Below are 19,100 nucleotides of genomic sequence, written 5' to 3'. Positions count from 1 at the left end.
ACAGCGACTGTAAGTGTTATATATTGTGTTTCTGTGCTATCATTTACTTAAAAATGGATAGGAGGTATTCATATGAACCCAATTTTGAATATTGAAAATCTTACCAAAGTCTATGGGACTTTGCCAAACCAGACGAGAGCCCTGAACGGAATCACTTTTCAGGTCATGCCGGGAGAGTTTCTCGGTATTATGGGAAGCAGCGGTTCCGGTAAATCCACGCTTCTCAACTGTATTGCAACTGTGATTCAGCCCACAGGCGGACGCATTCAGGTGGATGGGGATACTTTGCAATCGCTCAAGGGAAAGACTCTTGCAGAGTACCGTAGCAAAAAAGTTGGTTATCTATTTCAGAACTTTGAATTGCTGGACAACCTGACTGGCAGAGAAAACATCCTGCTTCCGACTTCCTTGCATGGGGTATCCGAAGCAGAAAGCAGCCAGAGGCTGAAGCAGTTGACTAACTATCTGGAAATCACTGATGTTCTGGATAAGTTTCCGTCCAAGATGTCCGGCGGTCAACGTCAGCGTGTTGCGGCAGCAAGGGCTCTGATCTTGCATCCTCAAATGATTCTTGCCGATGAGCCGACGGGTGCGCTGGATTCTAAGAACGCAAGAAGTCTTATGGAGAAGCTGTCCGACCTGAATCATTACGAACAAGCTACGATCCTGATGGTAACCCATGATTCCAATGCCGCCAGCTTCTGTAAGCGCATCCTGTTCATCCAGGATGGCGTGATCTTTCATGAGCTACGACGTGGAGACGAATCCCAGCAGGAGTTCTACGGGCGCATCCTAAAAGTGATGGCGCAAATGGGAGGGGGCGGCGCAAATGTTCTCTAATCTCATTCTTCGGAACAGCCGTCGCAGCCGAAAGGAAAACGGTCTGTTTTTCAGCTCCCTGGTGATTTCTATTGTTGCCTTTTACATGATTCTTTCCATCTCTACTCAGGATGTTATGATCTTTTTGCAGAAGATGGAGAGCGATGCCGTGAACAGGCTCTTGCTTCTGATTCCTGTGTTTTACGGAATGACCTTGGGTATTCTTTTCTTTTTGATCTATTTTGCCTGCAAGTATCAGTTCGAGCGCAGACGGCATGAGTTTGGTGTTTATCTAATGTTGGGGATGCGTAGAAATAAACTGTTTGGTATGCTTCTGGCGGAAGATTGCCTGACTAGTATTCTTGCCATGCTCATAGGTTTACCTGTGGCTGTGGTGCTTTCAGAAATTGTCAGTCTTGTCATCGCCAAGCTAGTAGGCATGGGAATCATCGGTCATCAGTTTTCTTTATCTTGGTCTGCGATTGAATGGACGTTGGCAGGATTTCTGGCAATTAAGCTGACGGCACTTCTGATTTTGAGTGGACGGATCAGCCGCCAGGAGATCGGTACTTTGCTATCCCAGCCAGCGAACCGTCCCAAAAAGCAAATGCCTTCTATTTTCTATGGGCTGGCTGCTGTATGTGCAAGTGTGATGTTGGCAACGGCTTATTACATGGCAATTCAAGGAATTGCATGGACAAAGGTAAGTATGATGGGACTGACTTTACTGTTAGGTTCGGCTGGTACGATGTTGCTGTTCTACGGAATGCGGGCACTGATTGCTCTGATTGTTAAAAAAGGCAAAGGAAAAAAGCAGCTTCATGTATTTACTTTCCGCCAGATTCAGGAGAATGTCATTCATCAGTCAAGCTCTATGGCTATCAGCTCTCTGCTGATTCTTGCAGCACTGTGTTGCTTTGGTGCAGGCTTAGGAATCGCAGGGACAAACAATCTATCCACCGACCATGTAATTGACTATACCTTTGAAGATTATACCGTTGAAGATTCGGCGCAGGTTCTTTTGAATATACAGAAAACCCTGAACGAAAACGGTTTGGAAAATCAGTTTTCTGAGCTTTTTGAAATGAAGGTTGGGCATATTCGCACCACAGAAGATTACGAGAATGCCTACAGCATGGATGCTGTTATGGAATCTCTTCGGAGCCTGCCCCAGTCGGAAGATCGGGATGTCCTTTTGAACACTCTTGGTTATGCCACAGATCCGTATCTAATTTGTCTGTCAGACTATAATCGTTTACTGGAATTGTCCGGCAAACCTGTCATTAAATTAAGTGAGGATGAAGCCGCTGTTTATATAGGTTCCGACTTCACTACTGTAAATCGCACCGCAATGCTGAACGGCATACTTACTGAACATCCTGAAACGGAACTGGTTGGCAGTCCGATTCATCTTACAGGAGAGGTTCAGTCTGTGAATTTGGTCGCGGACCGTTCTATTACTTTGTCCTTTGCATTGATTCTTCCAGATGAAGCCTTCCTCTATCATACCCAAGGAATGTATGATACGTATGTGAATGCGGTACTCAGTAAGCAGGCTATGGAAGGAAATAGCCTTATGACTGCATATTTAAATTTGAGCGAGAAGCTGAACGAAACTGGCCTTGAATATGAAAGCTATCTTCAGAATATGGGCCGCCAGCTTTTCTACACCGTAGCATCCATCTATATTACCCTCTATCTGGCGATTGTGTTCCTGGTGGTTGCCAACACCATTGTGGGTGTTCAGTTCCTGATGAGCCAGCAGAAAACCGGGCGTAGATACCAGACCCTGATCCGCTTGGGAGCCACTTACGAAAGCCTTTGCCAGTCCGCCAGAAAGCAGATTTCGTGGTTTATGGGACTTCCTGTATTGGTTGCAGCTGTCAGCAGTCTGTTTGGAGTCAGAGCGTTGTTTACAGGGATACTCTCGTCACGAACCCGTGGGACAGTGTCTGAAATGCTACCTGTATCTGCTGCTATGATTTTGCTACTTTGTGTGATAGAATGTGTTTATATGAGTGTGGTCAAGCGCTCCAGTGATCGGTATTTGCTGACACTGATGCAGCCACAGAGAGAAGAATAATTTGGAAGGAGGTGCTGTCGTGAAAAGAATTGCTGTTGTGGAAGATGAAGTCTATATGCGGGAAGAGCTCTGCAATATGCTCCAAAAGGACGGGTATCTTGTGGAGGCAATCACCGAGTTTGAAGATGCCGCTCGGCTCTTGGCAGCCCTCCGTCCTGACCTTGTGATCTTAGACCTGAATTTGCCGGAAATCAGTGGCTTTCAAATCTGCCAGGAGCTAAAGAATAAAACCGCTATCCCCGTCCTGGTGCTGACTTCCAGAGACCAGGTAAAGGATGAACTGCAAGCGTTCCAGTTGGGTGCAGATGAATATTTGACGAAGCCGTGCAGAAAAGACCGGCTTCTTGCCAGGGTATCCAATATTCTCAAAAGGTATGAAGGCCGTACCAACCTCATAGAGGGATTGGATTTCCTGTTGGACCAGCAGACTTACACACTTTATATTCATAACACCTCTGTGGTGCTTCCCAAAAATCAGGGAAAACTGTTGGTTGCTCTTTTGGCCAGTGGTGATGCTCTGGTCACGACGGAGCAGCTTTGCTTAGCACTATGGGGAACCACAGAATACATAGACGAAAATGCCTTGCAGGTTAACCTGACCCGGTTGAAAAAGACGATGTCCGGTCTGGAGATGAAGCAACGAATCGTTGCGGTTCGTGGGATGGGCTATCGTTTGGAAGCGGAGGTATCTCCATGAAGCAGTTTTGGCGCATAATAGAACGGTACTACCCTTGGCTGCTGTTGCTGCTGGGTGTGGATTGCTTTTGTTCTATCATTCTTTGGATTTCTGACATTCAGGCATTTCAGACCTTGATTGGGTTAGTGGTTCTGACAAGCATCCTTCTGTTTTCAGCGATCCTGTTTGTGCTAAACAAGCGGGAGACCACCCGCCGAGAGCTGTTCCGGGATTTCCTCAGTGATCCTACCATCTGCAACAGGGAACGGCTGCTCAGTGCCATCAGCCGGGAAGAAGGAGAATCTATCCAGCTTCTGGCATCCGTTTTACAGGAACACAAAACTGAGAGTAACAGTATGGCAGATGCCCTACAGGACTATGAAGAATATGTGGAGGGCTGGGCACATGAAGCGAAAACGCCCCTATCGCTGTTGACTATGCTCCTGGATAATCGGAGCGACGAAATATCTCCTCCCCTGCAAGCAAAGCTGGATTATGTCCGCAGTCAGCTTCAGGAGGATGTCACTCAAATGTTATACTATGCCCGGTTAAAGAGCAGTACAAAGGATTATCAGTTTGAGGATATCAATTTGAATGACTGCTTGGGGGAAGTTCTGGAGGACTATGCCCCACTTCTGGAAGAAAAGCAGTTTGTAATTCTCAATAAACTGCAATCTGAAACAGTCTATACAGACCGTAGAGGGCTTCAGTTTATGTTGGGACAGATCGTGAGCAATGCCATAAAATATAGCAGCGATAGTCCCATGCTAACGATCTCTATGATACATTCGGAGACCGCAGATGTCCTTTCAGTTGAGGATAACGGCATCGGTGTAAAAAAATATGATCTGCCGTATATTTTTCAGAAGGGCTTTACCGGGGATTTTACTGACAGCAGAAAGAAAGCCACCGGTATAGGGCTTTACCTGGTTAAGAAGATGGCTGACGATCTAAACCTTCGTCTGGAAGCTGCTTCCCAATGGGGAAAGGGCTTTAAGATAGTCATCTTCTTTCCAAAATTGAGATTTAATGGAAAATCATATAAATAGAAAAACGCCCGCAGATTTTCTCCTGCGGGCAGCGTGGTGTCAGCTATCCAAAGGCTTGTATTGTTATTCTTTAATCTTTCTTTAAAAAATATGATAAAAGGTTTGCCCACAGGAAATTCTTACTCAATCTCTTCTCCATCTATATATAGTTGAAATTTATCAGGATTATTGACAACGTCATAGTCCTTTCCGTATTCTATAGGCCTATATTCGGCTGTCATTACCGACTCTCCTTCTTCAATATCCTCTTTCCATAAATAAATGTACATATCAAGGCTCGTCGCATATCCATGGTCTGTTGAGAATTTTGTCGAATGAAAAGAATCATCCTTGTACATCTGCAATAGTTCTCTTGCAAACGCTTCTCTATCTTCAATATTTTCCCGGTTAGCGACCACAGTTATATTTTCATCACGATTTATGGAAAATGTTCCAACTACATCCGGTTCACCTTTCTTATGACCGGATTCAGATTTCATATAAATACTTTTTGCCGCAATTATCAAGATCACTGCTCCTGAGATCACTGCAATGATACTTCTCTTCATATTTCCATTCATTCCCTTCTAACTGTCCTACTGCATAATCTGTTACTTCTTTCAATACCGATTTGTCTCTTTTAAGTGTTACTTTCTTTCGTTCTTTCTGCACAGACAGATTAACATCTTCAAATCCTGCATTTTGCCTATATCTATTTTTAAGAATTATATATAGTTCTTTAGAACTATAATATCATGGTTTTGATTGCGAAAAAAGACATGTTTTACAAATGAATCCATAAAAAAAAGAAGAGCTTTATGCCCTTCAATTTTGCAGTTAATTCTATTAGCCTACAAAAGCTCTGACTGCATTTAAAATTCTTTTCTGTTCGTTCTTTGGTAATTTTTCTATCATTTCAGACAATTCATTGGTAACACCTGTGACAGAATGTGTCACGACATCAATCAGCAGTGCATCTGCCGATATATCAAGTGCATTGGCTATCGCTACAAAGGTATCAAATTTTGTTACTTTTAGTCCTCTCTCTATCACACTGACATGTGTTGTACTTAAATTTACCAGCGCTGCCAGTTCTTCCTGTGTAAGATTTTTTGCCTCTCTTGCAGCCTTGATTCGCTGACCAACCGCTTTTAAATCCATCGTAACACCTCCTTCAGAACGATAATTCGCTCTAAAATTAGTATACTGATGGATAATCAAAAGATACAGAATCTACAGAAGATGTGCTAGTTCTTTAGAACAAGTATTGATATTTTATATATCTTAACTTCCGGTTTTTTACGACTCTTTTTCTTGACCTCTTTATCTATTGTACTCTGATTTGTCATATGATTACCTCCGATAGCAGTCGTCTCCCCTTGTGATGATACCGTGTGCTTTTGCAGATGTGCGATACTCGTCTGTGGTGCTTAGCGGGACAAACTTTTCTTCGGTCAAATATTCAAGGGAGATTTCCCGTTTCCACCTTGCCACCAGCATACGGGCAGCGTCAAAGGACGCATGACGAATAACAATCCGGCAATAGGTATCATGCACTAAAATATCCGAATCCATATAGAAAGCACATATTGAACAACACTGCCAAAATCAGAGCTGACAGTATAAATGCCACTTTTCCTTTCCCCTTTGTATACCAGCAGATAAAAGCCAATAATGGAGAAACAGATGTAAATCCAAACCAAACCACCGCATAGCTTCTTGGAAAAAATCCTGCAATATAGTTTGAATACAAATAGTAACTTGCAACCATACCAACAAAGAATGCAAAAACATTAATGCTTTGCGTTCAGTAAAACCACATCTCTCTGCAATAGCTATGTTAGATTCAAAATAAAAATATTTTAGAAGAAACACTCTCCGGATCTCTTCTTTTTGTTTGTAAAGAAAAATACTGATCGATTTTCCAATCTCTTCATCATTCCTGCCCGGAGCATACCTTTCATCCGGCAGTACATCTGCAAGTTCATCCAATGCCATAACCATATTGGCTGATCGTTTTTGGGCTTTTAGTTTTCTAAATTTATCGATGGAAATATTTCTGACGATTGTGGAAATATAAGATTTAAAATTGCCTGGCCTTGCAGGTGGGATTCTGTTCCATACTCCTAAATAGGTGTCATTTACACACTCTTCCGAATCCTGGCGGTTATTCAGGACATTATAGGCAATTTTGTGACAGAGCTTTCCATATTCTATATCTGTTTTCTTAATTGCCTGTTGATTCCTTTCAAAGTAGAGTTCTATTATTTTTTTATCGTCTATGATGTTCACCTCCTCAAAAATGTTCTCAATTATAAAGTCGGCTTTTTTTGACGGACGTCTCAAAAAAATTATATTTTTTTGAGTCATAGCATAACAAAAAGAGAACAGCTCATTAGACATTCCCTTTTGTCAGCTGAAGTGTTCCCTTATGGTTATTCAAAATTATCAGTACTTGTAATCTTCTGGTTCAATACTCTATTTACTCTTTCAATGGGGAAGCTATCTTCCATATCAGTCACTTCAAACAAATTTAGCGGTAGCTCCCTTTCTCCAATCAGAGACAGATATTCATTAACAGCTCTGCGGTCAATCATGATTTTTCCATGTCCATCCCAATGACGATTACTCTCTTTCTTCTTCAACCCGGAAATCCAATATTCGTCGCCATTCTCAATATCTATATAATTGGAATAATTGCCATTATATTTTTGAAAGGCATGGTTATTAAAATAGATTGTTTTCTTACTCTTTGAAGTTTTCACATATCCGATCCATGCCGGACCATCATCTGAATATCCCGTTTTAAGTTCAATGTACATTAAATCATGAATCATTTTTAACATCTCCACCTAAAGGAACAGTTTTAGCCATTCTCATTTTTTAATGCTGCTTAATAAGCTCCCGGATTCCACAGATAAACGATAAAACAATTACTATAATGTAACAACTCCGGTTTACAACCGTATTCTCAGCCCAGTTGCTTACTGCGATCACAGTCCATAAAGCTCCCTGTACAACCATCAGCATTCCATTTGTTTTTGGATTACTTTTATTAGCAACCAGTAAGAAAATGTAAACGGCTAAAATAATGAGTGATATAATGATTGTTAATGTTGGCATAGGCTTGTTCTCCTTTGCTGTCCTGTTTTTTATTATTTCTGAGTCAGAATACCATTTTCTTCCAGTGCTTCTGTAAATACGAAATATATTCGTGTTACTGCGGGTTTATAGTAATGAAGCATATAGCAGATATCGCAATGCATTCTTTATTTTGCAATATACAAAACACCTAGCGTACCAGGTCCGCAATGACTTGATACAACACCGCCAGCCCTGGTTTCCAGTATCTCATCAAAAATGTCAAGTTCTTTCAGATAAGCCCTCACTTTTTCTACAGTTTCCTGTTCACAGCCAGAATGTGTTATAAATACGCGTTCAGGTCTCGCTTTTTTTAAATCTTTTTCCATATCTTTTACATAGTTCATGACAACAGAAGCAATTTTTCCACGGTATTTCTTAGATGCATTCATTGCACCATCCTCCACTACAATCCTGGGATGCAGTTTTAAAACACCTCCGGCCATAACCGCTACTGCATTGCAGCGTCCGCCACGGTATAAATAAGTAAGGGTATCTACCACAAAGCTTGCTCTCACATTTGGTTTTAACTTCTCTATCTCAGAAACAATCTGGGAAGCTGTCCGGTTATTCTTTGCCATAATTGCAGCTTCTACTACAAGAAGGCCGATACCGGTAGAAAGGTTTGCAGAATCGATTACTTTTATTCGGTCAGAAGCCCCCAGTTCTTCAGCAGCAAGGCGCATCACATTTCCAGAAGTGGACATACCTGCTGAAATAGAAAAGCAGACAATTTCCCTTCCAGCCTCTGCATAGGGGCGAAAAAGCTCCATGGCATCTGCCAGGGCAGGTGCAGAAGTTTTAGGTGTTGTCTTGTTTGCATCAGACCAGGCATAGATCTGATCCGGAGTAATGTTTTTTCCATCTTCATATTCTTTATCACCCAGAAGAATATGAAGCGGAAGAATGTCAATCTCATATTTTCGCAATAATTCCTGTGAAAGGTCGCAGGTACTGTCTGAAATAATTTTTACCATATATTCACACCCTTTTCCCGAACAAAGTCTGGGATATCTTCGGCTAAGGCAGGATAAAAGTTTCACTCTTACGCATAAATCCCGCCAGCTATTTCACTACTAATCAATATATTGTACCAAAAAACAATCGCAATTTCTACTCATTTACTATAAATTACATTCTTTCCCAAAACGGAAACCTGCCCAGACCTTTTTATTGGTGTTGCTCTTGCTATAATTCATAAATGAAGTATAGCATGAAAAAGTGGTTTTTTGTATTGGATTTCCATCATATAAAAAACTGCTAAATTGTATCTAAAAGATCACAATCTAACAGTTTTCCATTATATGGTACAATTTACAAAAATACCAATTTATTATGATTAATACGTTGGAAGAAGGCCTCCATTGCCTGTCATGCAGACAATGGAACAAGCCTTAGGGGAATAAAATACTTTTATTTACAAGAATAAAGTATATACTTTTCTTTTAAATAAGTACATGGATAAAATTACATAAAACATGCACAAAATACAATAGTTAGTCAAATGAATACCATAGATTGATACAATTAATTTTCCAAAAATACCTTATTCAAATATTTTTTTTGCCTTCTCCAGATTCATTTTTCCATTCACTTTCAAATAAATTTTTGTAATTTTAAGCGGCTCACCCATCTCACTGCAAAGCTCCTGCGCCTGTGATAAAGGAATATAGATATCTTCATTTTCCGTTACGGCAGTTACTTTACATGGAAGATAAACAGTTTGCTGTTCATTTTCTTCGTGCCCAGTCAAGGATACTAGATGATCTGCCGCGCCAGAAAGCTCTTTTGTATTTCCAGCAAGTGCATAAGAAATGGTTAGATTTTCTCCCATTTGCAGGAATTTTTCCTGTTGTTTTTTTGAAATGGAATGATTATTTGAGTCTTTCATGTTTTGCAATGCTTTACTTCCAAGCAACAACACCGGTGTATTTCCTAAATCATTCTGCTCTGGATTTTCTCCAAACGCATTCAGATCTATTCCTAAAAAGGTGGCTGTTTCCGTATAATCTTCAATCTTGATGGTTACTGGAATTTCCACAACGGGCCATATCTCTTTTATCCCTTCTATTTTTTTTGCCTTTTTCAAAAAATCATCATCATAAGTAAGGTCTCCAAGGGAAACCAGTGCCAAGTATTGTTTTTTCCCATCCTGTATTCCTGCAAAAAGCTTTATAGAGAAAAATAATGCCAATATCAGAAGAAAACCTACAAAACAGGTAAAACTATCTATTCTATTCTTTTTCAATGGGCATCCACCTTTCTGGTTTCTTCCAGAAGTATGTTTTTCTTATGAAGCTTACCCAAAAGAAGTAGAATCACAGAAACAAGCAGTACTGCAATAACTGCAATAACGGAATACCACCAGTTGTTTGTTTCTTCCTGGTCATCCTCTATTTTTAAAGACTGGATTTTAGCTTCTTTAATCTCAGACTCAAACTCTGTACTTTCCTCATAGGAATTGCCGGCTGCATCCTCATAAGTAAGAATCAGTTTTCCGGTAATCCTGCCAGGAAAAGAACCGTCATCTTCTTCTGATTTTCCTTTTACATACACACGGAGACTTCCCTGTACTGCGGTTCCAGCTTCTAATGTTCCTAAAAAAGCGGACTCTTTTGGGTTCAATCCGTCTGCTTCCAGCCGGACACTTGCATTATATATCTTATCCCTTCCAAGATTCATTGCTTTCACCGGAATTTCTACCGTATCCATGGTATATAAAACGGAAGGAATATCAGAAGCTTCCAGTTTTGCACGCGCCGGCTGAGTGATCTGAAAGGACAGCGTTTCTGTACCTGTAGCTCCCGTCGCTTTTGAATCTTCGTAATCCAGAGAAAAAGAAACGGTTGCCTGACCTGGAGTACAGTCCTCTGCTATAGTGACCTTTTGCTTCAGGGTAATTGCTTCTCCTGGAGTCAGTCTCTGAACATAAAAAGAGTTTCTCTCAAATTCAATTCCCTTTGTATCCGCAGAAATAGAAATCTTTAGACCAAATACATTCTGGCTACGGCTTTTATTCCGGAATGTCAGTGACATTTCTGTGACAGAGCCTGCTTTTAGATTTTGTCCGGAAAGATTGTTATCCTCTAAAAGAACCTGCGGTTTATGTAGTATTTTCTCACCAGACGAGCTGGCAGAAGAACCGCCTCCACTATACTCTCCAGCAGAATAATCCCCACTATCTATAACAGGATCTGTGATCTGTGTTCCATTATCTGTATCAGTATTTCCATTTTCTATTATGACATGGATTGTCTTCTTTTCGTCCTCAGCAGAAGCGTCTCCTGATATAAATCCATCCAGGTCAGAATTTTGATTTTCCGAATCCGTTTTTTCAGGAGTCTGTTCCTCAGTTTCCGGAATCTTCTCATCTGTAGGATTGTTTTTTTCCTCTTCAAAAGGCAATGTACTGTCTGCATCACTATAAGAAGCTGACTGATCTGCTTCCAGAACAGACTCTCCCACAAAAGCAGCTTCCATATTCCCTGCATCTTCTGCAAAAACAGATGTCGGCAGAAGCATCATGAAACTTAATATTGCGAATGTGGTTTTCACAAATTTTTTTCCCATTTTCAGGCTGTCCTTTCTCTTAAAACTCCGCCATCCATCTCATATACGTGATCACATAAAATCCGGATATCCTCATCATTATGGCTTGCCAATAAAATGGTTTTTCCAGCTGCCTTTAAAACAAGCAAAAGTTCCCTGATCTCTGCCACGCCGTGTTTATCCAGACCGTTAAATGGTTCATCCAGAATCAGGAAGCGAGGATCTTCCATAATGGCCTGTGCAATCCCAAGGCGTTGCCGCATTCCAAGAGAGTACTTTCCAACCGGCTTTTTCATATCCGGATCCAGTCCTACTTTTTTTAGGATCAGGCGGATATCTGCCTTTGAAATCATTCTTTTCATATCTGCCAGTATTTCCAGGTTCTTTACACCGGTATACTGGGTAAGAAATCCAGGCGTCTCAATGATGACACCAAGGCTTTCTGGAAAATCTACATCACGACCAATTTCTTTTCCGAAAACACGGATGGTGCCTGTGGTAACAGGAAGGAATCCGCAGATACATTTCATAAGTACTGTTTTGCCAGAGCCATTATTTCCTACAACGCCGTAAACCTGTCCCACCTTTAAGGTAAGATTTACTTCTTTTAATACCAGATCTTCCCCGAACCTTTTGGTTACGTGTTCTATTTTCACACAGGTATTTTGAAATTCAGATTTCTTCCACTTTTCCATTTAAAACACCTCCAAAAATTCCCATTAACACCAATAAAAATAATAGCAGAAATAACCACAATCCCGCTTTATCCGTTCCCCAGTTTCCATCTGCCAGAATCCATTCCACTGGGTAAAACCAGATCTGGTCTTTGAAATAGCGGTCATGAAGTATAATTCCAAAATAATAGCTGACAAAAGGAATCCCATATGCCATATAAGCTGAATTCCATAAGGTACCACAGATTCCACCAAAAGTGCTTAGAATACTTCCGATCAGTCCCATCCTAAGAGCTTTCATAAGCAGCTCCAGAAACTGTTCCTTTGGAAAGCTGCCTTTTATTTCCATAGGATAAAATATAACAAAATTAACAAGAAGTATGGTGCTTATAGCAAATATCCAGACTAAAAATCCAGATGTCATAACAGAAAAGACTTTTCCTTCCACATATAGCCTGCGGTTTGTCCTGGGAAATGCAGCTTTTAAAAATCCACTTTTATACTCCTGTAAAAAAGAATCACTCCACGGCAGTACTGCAGCTACAGGGATGGCAAAAGATACCATCTGACTTTTCAATGAACCATCCAGCAGGCTGATAAAAGTTCCACATGTTAATGCTTTTTTCAAACTTGGATAAGTCTGACCTGCTGCGATAGAAAAGCAGGCAATCAGCCATGCCGCCAGGAAACTCCTGCCAAGAAGCATACGTTTTGTTTCTACCCGCATAGATATTTCCCCTTCTGATTATGTTTTTTCTCCCAGAAATTCAAAGGGATATTTTTTCATCCTGCGAAGTGCCAGAACCATAAGAACAAATAAAATACCTGCGAAGAACATACAGGACTGCCAGATGGTCGGAAGTAATAGATCATAGCCAAAGTTATGTTTTCCATATACAGCCTGGTTCAAAGGACTGATCCAGCAGATCAGTACATTCACTTGATACATTTCATATTTTTCCTTATGCAAAATTGCGGCTACCACACTGGGTTCCAGTAAAAATCCAAATACACTATAAAGTAGTCCAAACACCATGCCTTTTGTTTTTCCTTTATAAAGATTTCCAACAAGGATCACAAAACCAAGTGTCAGGGAATAGCAGAATAACAGGAGAAAAACCTGCAGCATACAGCCATACGGAGAGATACTCTCCATGACTCTTACTGTAGAGGGGACCTGCAAGTTTTTCCCCAGTTCAGAATATCCGAGCATGGCAGCAGTCTCGCTCCACAGGTTGCCCGGATAACTGTCCTTCATACACAGTACAGATGTAAATAGCAGCATCAATACTGTATAAAGAGCAGTCACAAGAATAATATAAATAAACTGTCCCAAAAGCCATTTTTTCTTTGTTGTTCGAATTAACTGATATGGAGTAACTGGTGTCATCTTTGGCAGGTCTGAGAACAGCAGAAGCAACAGAAGAGAACTGAGCAGTACTGCTGTTCCATCCCCAAAGGTCCAAAGAAATGGCTCTACGGCCTGTACCGGTGTATCATAGTTTTCCATAACAACCATGATTCTTCCAGTGAGAAGAAAGCTAAGTACAAATTCCAGAAGGAAGGTAAAAATGACTTTTGGATTTCGAAAATAGCCAAAGAAATTGTAATGTACAATTCCAAGTACCTGCTTCATATCAGTAGCCCAGATCCCTGTCTATAATACTGCCATCCACGGCGTTAATGGTAAGGAAGCTCCAGCTTGGATAGTCTGTGATGTCCGAGTAACTATTCCCATCATAGTCACCTTCCACTTTTCTGCTTCCAAAGAAATCCCAAACGGGAACCAGAAGACCTGTATGCGGATCTGTGGATGGTTCATAAATTCTGGCATAGCCCAGAACAATCCGGTCAATGTCATAAACTCTTGATTTTTCATATTCCATATTATCTGCATTGGTTACTACCATCATTTTTTCATATGTTTTCATAATCTCAGAAAATGGAAGAAGGTTTAAATTTTCTGTTTTTGTCTCTCCTATGGTATAAGGGTTTGAATAAGACATGCTTTCAATTCCATCTTTATCGACAAAGAAATAAAGACTTTCATAAGACCAGGTCTCCATAGTGCTGTCCATATCTTCCAAAGCACCGCCATCTGCCATTGTCTGAGTAATCGGAATACCGTTTATAGTACGTGTGTAATAAATCGCATATCCGCTTCCAAGATTACTTAAACTATTATCCTCTTCAAGACTATTGCACAATGCATAACTCCAGTCTGAAAACTGCAGATCTGTAATCCCCATTTTATCTACTTTTTCCTGTACCATTTTTTTTGCTTCATCTAATGAAATCCCAATGGACTCCTCAGTAGGTTTTTCTCCTTCACTGAAAGAAGTATACTCAGACCAGATCGTGTCCGCAGGCAGCTTTTCCCCGCCAGATTTTGCCGTTTTTCGGATTTTGACAGATAAGGTATCGGATCCGTAGGAAGATGTCTTGTAAAAATATTCCGATCTATCCGGCATCTGTGCAACACCGGAGAAGTCATTTTCCGCAGTACCATTTTCTGTCTCATGGGAGCCTGCAACAGGTCTTCCTTCTACCAGAGTCTTCGTTTCCGGAGCAGACTCATATTCCTGCTCATACATCTCAATTTCTCCATAAATGTCATAAATATAATTTCCATCTTCATCTGTTCCATAGTTATAGGGATCCAGATTTCCGTTTGCTACATCTTCTTTTAGTTCATCCAACGTTTTTTTGATTTCATCCTTTGTCTGGGTATAATAGCTATCCGATGTATACAGCTTTGCCTCTGAGAAAAAGGCATCTGTAATACGGTCAAGAAGATCCTGTGTAACTTCTGCAGGCGTGACAGAAATTGCGGATATCTTTTCTACATCCGGTATTTCTACGGTGGCATCCGTGTTCACTACAAGTTTTGCACTGTCATCTGTAGTCTGACTTTTATAAGTTTCCGGAGCATTGAGCAGGTCTCGAATAGTTGTTCTTACCGCTGTGTTCTTATCCTTTGTATTTTCAGAAGAGTCCTCCTTCACCATATCTACGCCTTCAGCTTCTGTATAAGCATCTTCTGCCTTGCTTCCTTTTGGTTTTACAAGGGAAGATTCCGGGGTATGGGCACATCCAGTGAGCATTCCTATACAAAGTGTTAATCCTACAATTTTATTTATGTTTTTTCTCATGTTGAATAAATTCTCCTTCCTGTTTATGTCCACAAGTATAGCATCTTTCATTACACCAAATCTTCCGCAAGTTGTAACTGTTCTGTAAATTCCAATTATTTACCATAAAACAGATACGATCGTTCCTTTTCCCAGATGACTTGTAATTTCCAGCTGAAATCCATGTATATCTGCAATTTTCTGGCATAGCGCAAGACCAAGCCCAACACTTCCCTTTACTCTGGAACGTGATTTATCGACCATATAAAAAGCTTCTGTTACTCTTTTCAGATCTTCTTCTGGAATTCCCTTCCCATAATCCTGAACGGATAAATGATTTTGGGTTGCCTCCAGTACGATTTTTGAATTCTCATCGGAAGCCTTGACTGCATTATCAATAAAATTTGTCACTGCACTCATCATAAGGTCCGGATCAAATGTTTTTCTAAGATTCTCTGGATTACAATGAATCTCAAGACAAATATTTCTCTCCTGAAGCCTGTAAATAACAAGTTTTTTTACATCTTCCAGAAATTGATTCATCTGAACTTCCACTGGAACAAATTCTGTTTCACCTGTTTCATATAATCCGGTAAGTTCCAGCATTTTCACAGAAAGTCTGGAAAGCCTTCGGCATTCATTTCTAATATAATCAAGCGCTATCTCCTGCCTCTTGGGAGATAGGCGTACCGTTAGAAGTGTATCTGCATATCCTATGATTGCGGTCATTGGGGTCTTTAATTCATGGGCCAAACTTCCAAGCAGCTGTCTCTGTGCCTGGTTTACGGAAGAAAGCTTTTCAATCTGCTCCCTTACTTTACCTGTCATAAGATTAAAGCTTTTCCCAACCTGTGCCAGTTCCGTTTTTCCTTCTGATGGCACTTTTATCTCATAATTTCCATTTGCCACAGAAACAGCCGCTTCTTTTAGCCTTGTGAGCGGTTCCATAATTTTCCGCAAAGTCAAAAACAGGAAAAAGCCAACAAACAGAACCAGAAACAGGGTAAACCCTCCTGCCTGATAAAACAGTGTCTGACTCTGTTTTTGTACACTGGTAATATCTTTGTAGGTGACAATCTGATAGTTCATGTCTGTAGAACTGTAGCTGGAAAAATAAAAGAGCAAAAATACGTTGCCATTTGTTTTGCTGATCAGTGGTTTATCACAATAGCTGTCATTTTCGAATCCATCGTGTTTGTTTTTTGTTAGGTTTCTGATATTTTGCAGATCAAACTCATATTTTGTCCCATTATATTGTTCTTTTCCATCCTGATATAAAACGGCACTGTCGTGGAATACCTGACGAAAAGTATAAATAATCATTTTTTCCCGGATTTTATCATCAGAGTCCTGTGTTTTACTTTTAATCCGCATTAGCATGTTTTCAAACTTAGAAATATTTGTTTGAAACCTGCTATTTTCATAACTGTTGATATTCTGTATGCTCTGATTTTTCCACCTGTAAGTTGTATAGAAAAAAATTCCAGATGACAGCAGAAGCACCATGCAGATTACCTGTAAAAAAATTTTTGTAAATAGCTTCATAAATCCACCTCAAGTCGATAACCAATTCTGGGAATGGTTTTGATTTTATCCTGCCAGCTTAGTTTTTTTCTGATGCGTCCAACGTGTGCATCCACAGTTCTTGTTTCTCCGCAGAATTCCTCCTTCCACAGTTCCTGCAAGATCTGGCTTCTGGTAAGTGCTTTATTTGGGTTTTTTACGAACACCATAAGGCAGTTATATTCCATAGGTTTTAAATATATTTCTTCTCCATTTTTCGTAACTATGTGACTTACGGTATCAATTATGACATCGTCTATCTGAATCTGTTTCGGTGCCGTTCCATAACGATCTAATACTTTTTCCAAACGCACCATTACCTCCAGCATTTCAAAAGGCTTTACTATATAGTCCTCGGCTCCGTCTTTTAACCCTTTTACTTTACTTGTAACATCAGCCTTTGCCGTAAGAAATATAACCGGAATACCAAACTTTTTTAATTCCGGTAAAAGGGTATAACCATCCTTTCCCGGAAGCATAATATCCACAAGTGCGCACTGAAATTCATGGTCCTGTGCGACGCCTTCACTTGCATCATTTCCATCCAGATAACCTACTGTTTCATAGCCAGCAGCTTCCAGATTCATACAAAGCAGATCATTGATTGCCATTTCATCTTCTATCACCAGTATTCTTGCTTTCATAATAATGTTCCTTTCATTTTACACAAACCCGATTATTTCTTTATTGTGCGTGATTTTTACTATTACAATTATACACTAATTTCAGTACTGCGAACGTAACCGATTTGTAAAGAAAAAGGAATCAAGAACGATCCATCTGGAAGTCGTTTTGATTCCTCAAATCCCACTACATTTTTGATTTCATTTTGTTAATTGTGTTTATATGAGTCACACCCTCCCTCTCTTAGAACTGTCTATTTCCCGACAGACAATCATGAGAAAATCTCACCACAATAAATGAAAACTGGATACTAGCTATACGTTATGTAGTGGTATACTTAAGGTGCCGAATAAGATCGGAAGGGGATTGGTGCTTACAAGCCCGTCCGACAGACTGATTTTCAGCTCCTTAGGTGTACCACTTTTTGTTTCCATCGGGTTTTGATGAGGACGCAGGACAGCCAACAATTAAGCAAGGAGCTGCATCGGCTTATGCGAAGGAGGTTTGCTTTATGGAAGTATTGTATAAGCGGTGTTGTGGGATTGACATTCATAAAAATATGATGGTAGCCTGTATTTTTACGAGTGTCAGAAAAAAAGAAATCCGTCAGTTTTCAACAATAACGGAAGATATTCTCCAATTAGTTTCGTGGCTGAAAGAAACAGATTGTGAGATGGTTGCCATGGAAAGTACGGGCTCTTATTGGAAACCTGTATATAATATATTTGAAGAAGAACAGATACCGATCATGGTTGTGAATGCGCAGCATATCAAAGGAGTTCCCGGACGTAAGACGGATGTAAAAGATGCAGAGTGGATTGCCGATCTGGTACGCCATGGATTAGTAAAAGCAAGTTACATACCAAATAGGGATCAAAGAGAACTGCGAGAAATAACCCGTTACCGCTAGGAGGTAATTGAAGAACGTGCTCGTGAATTAAATCGAATCCAGGCTGTGTTAGAAGGCTGCAATGTTAAATTGAGCAGTGTAATTACCGATATCAGCGGAAAAAACGGTATGACAATTTTAAAGGCAATTGTATCTGGAGAAACAGATCCGGTTGTTTTAAGTGAACTTGCCGAAGGAAGAGCCAGAGATAAAATTCCAGAAATGCAGAAATCCCTACAAGGACGGATATCAGAACATCAGCAAAAAATGTTGAAACATCAACTTGGGCATATTGAAAGCCTGACCGCTTTAATTATGGATTTAGATGCAGATATTAAAAAAAACAGAATCCATAAATTGGGCAATCAAAGCTTTGGATGATATGCCTGGGATTGGAAGAAAAAGTGCAGAACGAATTTTAGCGGAAACTGGTGTGGAAATGGAGCACTTTCAAAATGAATCCCGTTTCAGCTCATGGGCGGGGCTTGTGCCTGAGTGTAAGGAAAGCGCCGGAAAAAAGATGAGTACACGAATACGGAAAGGAAATAAATATTTGAAAGCAACGTTGGTGGAATGTGCTCGTGCTGGAATACGAAACAAGCAAAGTTATCTCTACTCCCGTTATCAAAGAATTGCCGCGCGCAGAGGTGGGAAAAGAGCTTTAATTGCAGTAGCCCATACCATGTTAATCGCGATTTATCATATACTAAAAGAGAAAGTTCCTTATCATGACCTTGGAGCGGACTACTACTCCGTTATCAATCAAGAAAAGATAATCAATAGGAATATTCGTACATTAGAAAAGTTAGGGGTAAATGTAATGATTCAGCCGAAATGAATCTCTTTAACTGTATAATTAAGAGAAGGAAATAAGCCCGCCAAAAGGCGAGCTTATTTAGAATGCTTGTTTATAGGTTATCGCT

The 19,100-nt window shown here is 40.3% G+C and carries 22 protein-coding genes; 7 read left to right on the top strand and 15 right to left on the bottom strand.

What is annotated here, in order from left to right:
• The first annotated feature begins 72 nt into the window (after nucleotides 1-72).
• Genes AB5642_RS06955 through AB5642_RS06940 form a run of 4 tightly spaced genes read left to right on the top strand, consistent with a single transcriptional unit; the run spans nucleotide 73 to nucleotide 4,627 of the window.
• Complete coding sequence (locus AB5642_RS06955) at nucleotides 73-840, top strand: ABC transporter ATP-binding protein (protein ID WP_173719095.1); 768 nt, start codon at nucleotides 73-75, stop codon at nucleotides 838-840.
• Nucleotides 830-2,902 (top strand): ABC transporter permease, encoded by a 2,073-nt coding sequence (locus tag AB5642_RS06950; protein ID WP_173719096.1) that lies wholly within the window; start codon nucleotides 830-832, stop codon nucleotides 2,900-2,902. Before AB5642_RS06955 ends, AB5642_RS06950 begins: the two co-directional genes overlap by 11 nt.
• A 19-nt stretch (nucleotides 2,903-2,921) precedes the next feature.
• Nucleotides 2,922-3,599, top strand: a complete 678-nt coding sequence (locus AB5642_RS06945) for a response regulator transcription factor (protein WP_023922618.1) — start codon at nucleotides 2,922-2,924, stop codon at nucleotides 3,597-3,599.
• Nucleotides 3,596-4,627: a HAMP domain-containing sensor histidine kinase gene (locus tag AB5642_RS06940; protein ID WP_173719097.1), complete on the top strand. Its 1,032-nt coding sequence runs from the start codon at nucleotides 3,596-3,598 to the stop codon at nucleotides 4,625-4,627. Before AB5642_RS06945 ends, AB5642_RS06940 begins: the two co-directional genes overlap by 4 nt.
• 119 nt (nucleotides 4,628-4,746) lie before the next feature.
• Here the strand turns inward: AB5642_RS06940 and AB5642_RS06935 are convergent, their stop codons facing one another.
• The 15 genes from AB5642_RS06935 to AB5642_RS06865 form a co-directional block, all read right to left on the bottom strand.
• A complete protein-coding gene (locus tag AB5642_RS06935) occupies nucleotides 4,747-5,187 on the bottom strand; it encodes a hypothetical protein (RefSeq protein WP_226815833.1) in 441 nt (146 codons plus the stop codon).
• 265 nt (nucleotides 5,188-5,452) lie between these two features.
• Nucleotides 5,453-5,767 carry a helix-turn-helix domain-containing protein gene (locus AB5642_RS06930; RefSeq protein WP_173719098.1) on the bottom strand — a complete coding sequence of 105 codons (315 nt, stop codon included), beginning with the start codon at nucleotides 5,765-5,767 and terminating at the stop codon, nucleotides 5,453-5,455.
• A gap of 192 nt (nucleotides 5,768-5,959) precedes the next feature.
• A complete protein-coding gene (locus tag AB5642_RS06925; protein WP_148462679.1) occupies nucleotides 5,960-6,181 on the bottom strand; it encodes a hypothetical protein in 222 nt (73 codons plus the stop codon).
• Between the two features lie 33 nt (nucleotides 6,182-6,214).
• The gene (locus AB5642_RS06920) at nucleotides 6,215-7,009 is read right to left on the bottom strand and encodes an RNA polymerase sigma factor (RefSeq protein WP_226815834.1); all 795 of its coding nucleotides are present in this window, start codon (nucleotides 7,007-7,009) and stop codon (nucleotides 6,215-6,217) included.
• 32 nt (nucleotides 7,010-7,041) lie between these two features.
• Nucleotides 7,042-7,443, bottom strand: coding sequence for a mannose-1-phosphate guanylyltransferase (locus AB5642_RS06915; protein ID WP_173719099.1), 402 nt, complete (start codon nucleotides 7,441-7,443; stop codon nucleotides 7,042-7,044).
• A gap of 46 nt (nucleotides 7,444-7,489) precedes the next feature.
• Nucleotides 7,490-7,729, bottom strand: coding sequence for a hypothetical protein (locus tag AB5642_RS06910; RefSeq protein ID WP_117854469.1), 240 nt, complete (start codon nucleotides 7,727-7,729; stop codon nucleotides 7,490-7,492).
• Nucleotides 7,730-7,875: 146 nt separating this feature from the next.
• Entirely contained in the window at nucleotides 7,876-8,724 is an 849-nt protein-coding gene (locus AB5642_RS06905; protein ID WP_173719100.1) for a DegV family protein, read from the bottom strand.
• A 569-nt stretch (nucleotides 8,725-9,293) separates the two neighbouring features.
• Nucleotides 9,294-9,836: a hypothetical protein gene (locus AB5642_RS06900; RefSeq protein ID WP_237925597.1), complete on the bottom strand. Its 543-nt coding sequence runs from the start codon at nucleotides 9,834-9,836 to the stop codon at nucleotides 9,294-9,296.
• Nucleotides 9,837-9,991: 155 nt separating this feature from the next.
• Entirely contained in the window at nucleotides 9,992-11,317 is a 1,326-nt protein-coding gene (locus AB5642_RS06895; RefSeq protein WP_173717235.1) for a hypothetical protein, read from the bottom strand.
• A gap of 2 nt (nucleotides 11,318-11,319) precedes the next feature.
• Entirely contained in the window at nucleotides 11,320-11,991 is a 672-nt protein-coding gene (locus AB5642_RS06890; RefSeq protein ID WP_173717236.1) for an ATP-binding cassette domain-containing protein, read from the bottom strand.
• Complete coding sequence (locus tag AB5642_RS06885) at nucleotides 11,969-12,697, bottom strand: ABC transporter permease (protein WP_226815837.1); 729 nt, start codon at nucleotides 12,695-12,697, stop codon at nucleotides 11,969-11,971. Before AB5642_RS06885 ends, AB5642_RS06890 begins: the two co-directional genes overlap by 23 nt.
• 18 nt (nucleotides 12,698-12,715) lie before the next feature.
• Complete coding sequence (locus AB5642_RS06880; RefSeq protein ID WP_173717237.1) at nucleotides 12,716-13,606, bottom strand: hypothetical protein; 891 nt, start codon at nucleotides 13,604-13,606, stop codon at nucleotides 12,716-12,718.
• A gap of 1 nt (nucleotide 13,607) precedes the next feature.
• The gene (locus AB5642_RS06875) at nucleotides 13,608-15,122 is read right to left on the bottom strand and encodes a DUF6034 family protein (RefSeq protein WP_173719101.1); all 1,515 of its coding nucleotides are present in this window, start codon (nucleotides 15,120-15,122) and stop codon (nucleotides 13,608-13,610) included.
• Between the two features lie 99 nt (nucleotides 15,123-15,221).
• Complete coding sequence (locus tag AB5642_RS06870; protein WP_226815839.1) at nucleotides 15,222-16,475, bottom strand: cell wall metabolism sensor histidine kinase WalK; 1,254 nt, start codon at nucleotides 16,473-16,475, stop codon at nucleotides 15,222-15,224.
• 167 nt (nucleotides 16,476-16,642) lie between these two features.
• A complete protein-coding gene (locus AB5642_RS06865; RefSeq protein WP_173717240.1) occupies nucleotides 16,643-17,308 on the bottom strand; it encodes a response regulator transcription factor in 666 nt (221 codons plus the stop codon).
• 491 nt (nucleotides 17,309-17,799) lie between these two features.
• On the opposite strand from AB5642_RS06865, the gene AB5642_RS06860 reads away from it, so the two are divergent.
• The 3 genes from AB5642_RS06860 to AB5642_RS06850 all read left to right on the top strand — a co-directional run bounded on the left by AB5642_RS06860 (nucleotide 17,800) and on the right by AB5642_RS06850 (nucleotide 19,015).
• Nucleotides 17,800-18,198 carry a transposase gene (locus AB5642_RS06860; protein WP_195392283.1) on the top strand — a complete coding sequence of 133 codons (399 nt, stop codon included), beginning with the start codon at nucleotides 17,800-17,802 and terminating at the stop codon, nucleotides 18,196-18,198.
• Between the two features lie 69 nt (nucleotides 18,199-18,267).
• Nucleotides 18,268-18,558, top strand: a complete 291-nt coding sequence (locus AB5642_RS06855) for a hypothetical protein (RefSeq protein WP_368371509.1) — start codon at nucleotides 18,268-18,270, stop codon at nucleotides 18,556-18,558.
• The gene (locus AB5642_RS06850; RefSeq protein WP_368371508.1) at nucleotides 18,503-19,015 is read left to right on the top strand and encodes a transposase; all 513 of its coding nucleotides are present in this window, start codon (nucleotides 18,503-18,505) and stop codon (nucleotides 19,013-19,015) included. The genes AB5642_RS06855 and AB5642_RS06850 overlap by 56 nt, the downstream gene beginning before the upstream one ends.
• The last annotated feature ends 85 nt before the right edge of the window (nucleotides 19,016-19,100 follow it).

The sequence above is a fragment of the Ruminococcus sp. 1001136sp1_2201st1_G3_2201SCRN_220225 genome (genome assembly GCF_040924365.1).
GTDB lineage: Bacteria > Bacillota > Clostridia > Lachnospirales > Lachnospiraceae > Blautia_A > Blautia_A faecis.
This window is presented reverse-complemented; position numbering and strand designations above follow the sequence as displayed.

Coding starts and splice junctions, on each gene's coding strand:
- AB5642_RS06955 (WP_173719095.1), top strand. CDS start 73: ATGAACCCAATTTTGAATATTGAAAATCTTACCAAAGTCTATGGGACT.
- AB5642_RS06950 (WP_173719096.1), top strand. CDS start 830: ATGTTCTCTAATCTCATTCTTCGGAACAGCCGTCGCAGCCGAAAGGAA.
- AB5642_RS06940 (WP_173719097.1), top strand. CDS start 3,596: ATGAAGCAGTTTTGGCGCATAATAGAACGGTACTACCCTTGGCTGCTG.
- AB5642_RS06935 (WP_226815833.1), bottom strand. CDS start 5,187: ATGAATGGAAATATGAAGAGAAGTATCATTGCAGTGATCTCAGGAGCA.
- AB5642_RS06930 (WP_173719098.1), bottom strand. CDS start 5,767: ATGGATTTAAAAGCGGTTGGTCAGCGAATCAAGGCTGCAAGAGAGGCA.
- AB5642_RS06925 (WP_148462679.1), bottom strand. CDS start 6,181: ATGGATTCGGATATTTTAGTGCATGATACCTATTGCCGGATTGTTATT.
- AB5642_RS06920 (WP_226815834.1), bottom strand. CDS start 7,009: ATGTCTAATGAGCTGTTCTCTTTTTGTTATGCTATGACTCAAAAAAAT.
- AB5642_RS06915 (WP_173719099.1), bottom strand. CDS start 7,443: ATGATTCATGATTTAATGTACATTGAACTTAAAACGGGATATTCAGAT.
- AB5642_RS06910 (WP_117854469.1), bottom strand. CDS start 7,729: ATGCCAACATTAACAATCATTATATCACTCATTATTTTAGCCGTTTAC.
- AB5642_RS06905 (WP_173719100.1), bottom strand. CDS start 8,724: ATGGTAAAAATTATTTCAGACAGTACCTGCGACCTTTCACAGGAATTA.
- AB5642_RS06895 (WP_173717235.1), bottom strand. CDS start 11,317: ATGGGAAAAAAATTTGTGAAAACCACATTCGCAATATTAAGTTTCATG.
- AB5642_RS06890 (WP_173717236.1), bottom strand. CDS start 11,991: ATGGAAAAGTGGAAGAAATCTGAATTTCAAAATACCTGTGTGAAAATA.
- AB5642_RS06885 (WP_226815837.1), bottom strand. CDS start 12,697: ATGCGGGTAGAAACAAAACGTATGCTTCTTGGCAGGAGTTTCCTGGCG.
- AB5642_RS06880 (WP_173717237.1), bottom strand. CDS start 13,606: ATGAAGCAGGTACTTGGAATTGTACATTACAATTTCTTTGGCTATTTT.
- AB5642_RS06875 (WP_173719101.1), bottom strand. CDS start 15,122: ATGAGAAAAAACATAAATAAAATTGTAGGATTAACACTTTGTATAGGA.
- AB5642_RS06870 (WP_226815839.1), bottom strand. CDS start 16,475: ATGCGGATTAAAAGTAAAACACAGGACTCTGATGATAAAATCCGGGAA.
- AB5642_RS06865 (WP_173717240.1), bottom strand. CDS start 17,308: ATGAAAGCAAGAATACTGGTGATAGAAGATGAAATGGCAATCAATGAT.
- AB5642_RS06860 (WP_195392283.1), top strand. CDS start 17,800: ATGGAAGTATTGTATAAGCGGTGTTGTGGGATTGACATTCATAAAAAT.
- AB5642_RS06850 (WP_368371508.1), top strand. CDS start 18,503: ATGCAGATATTAAAAAAAACAGAATCCATAAATTGGGCAATCAAAGCT.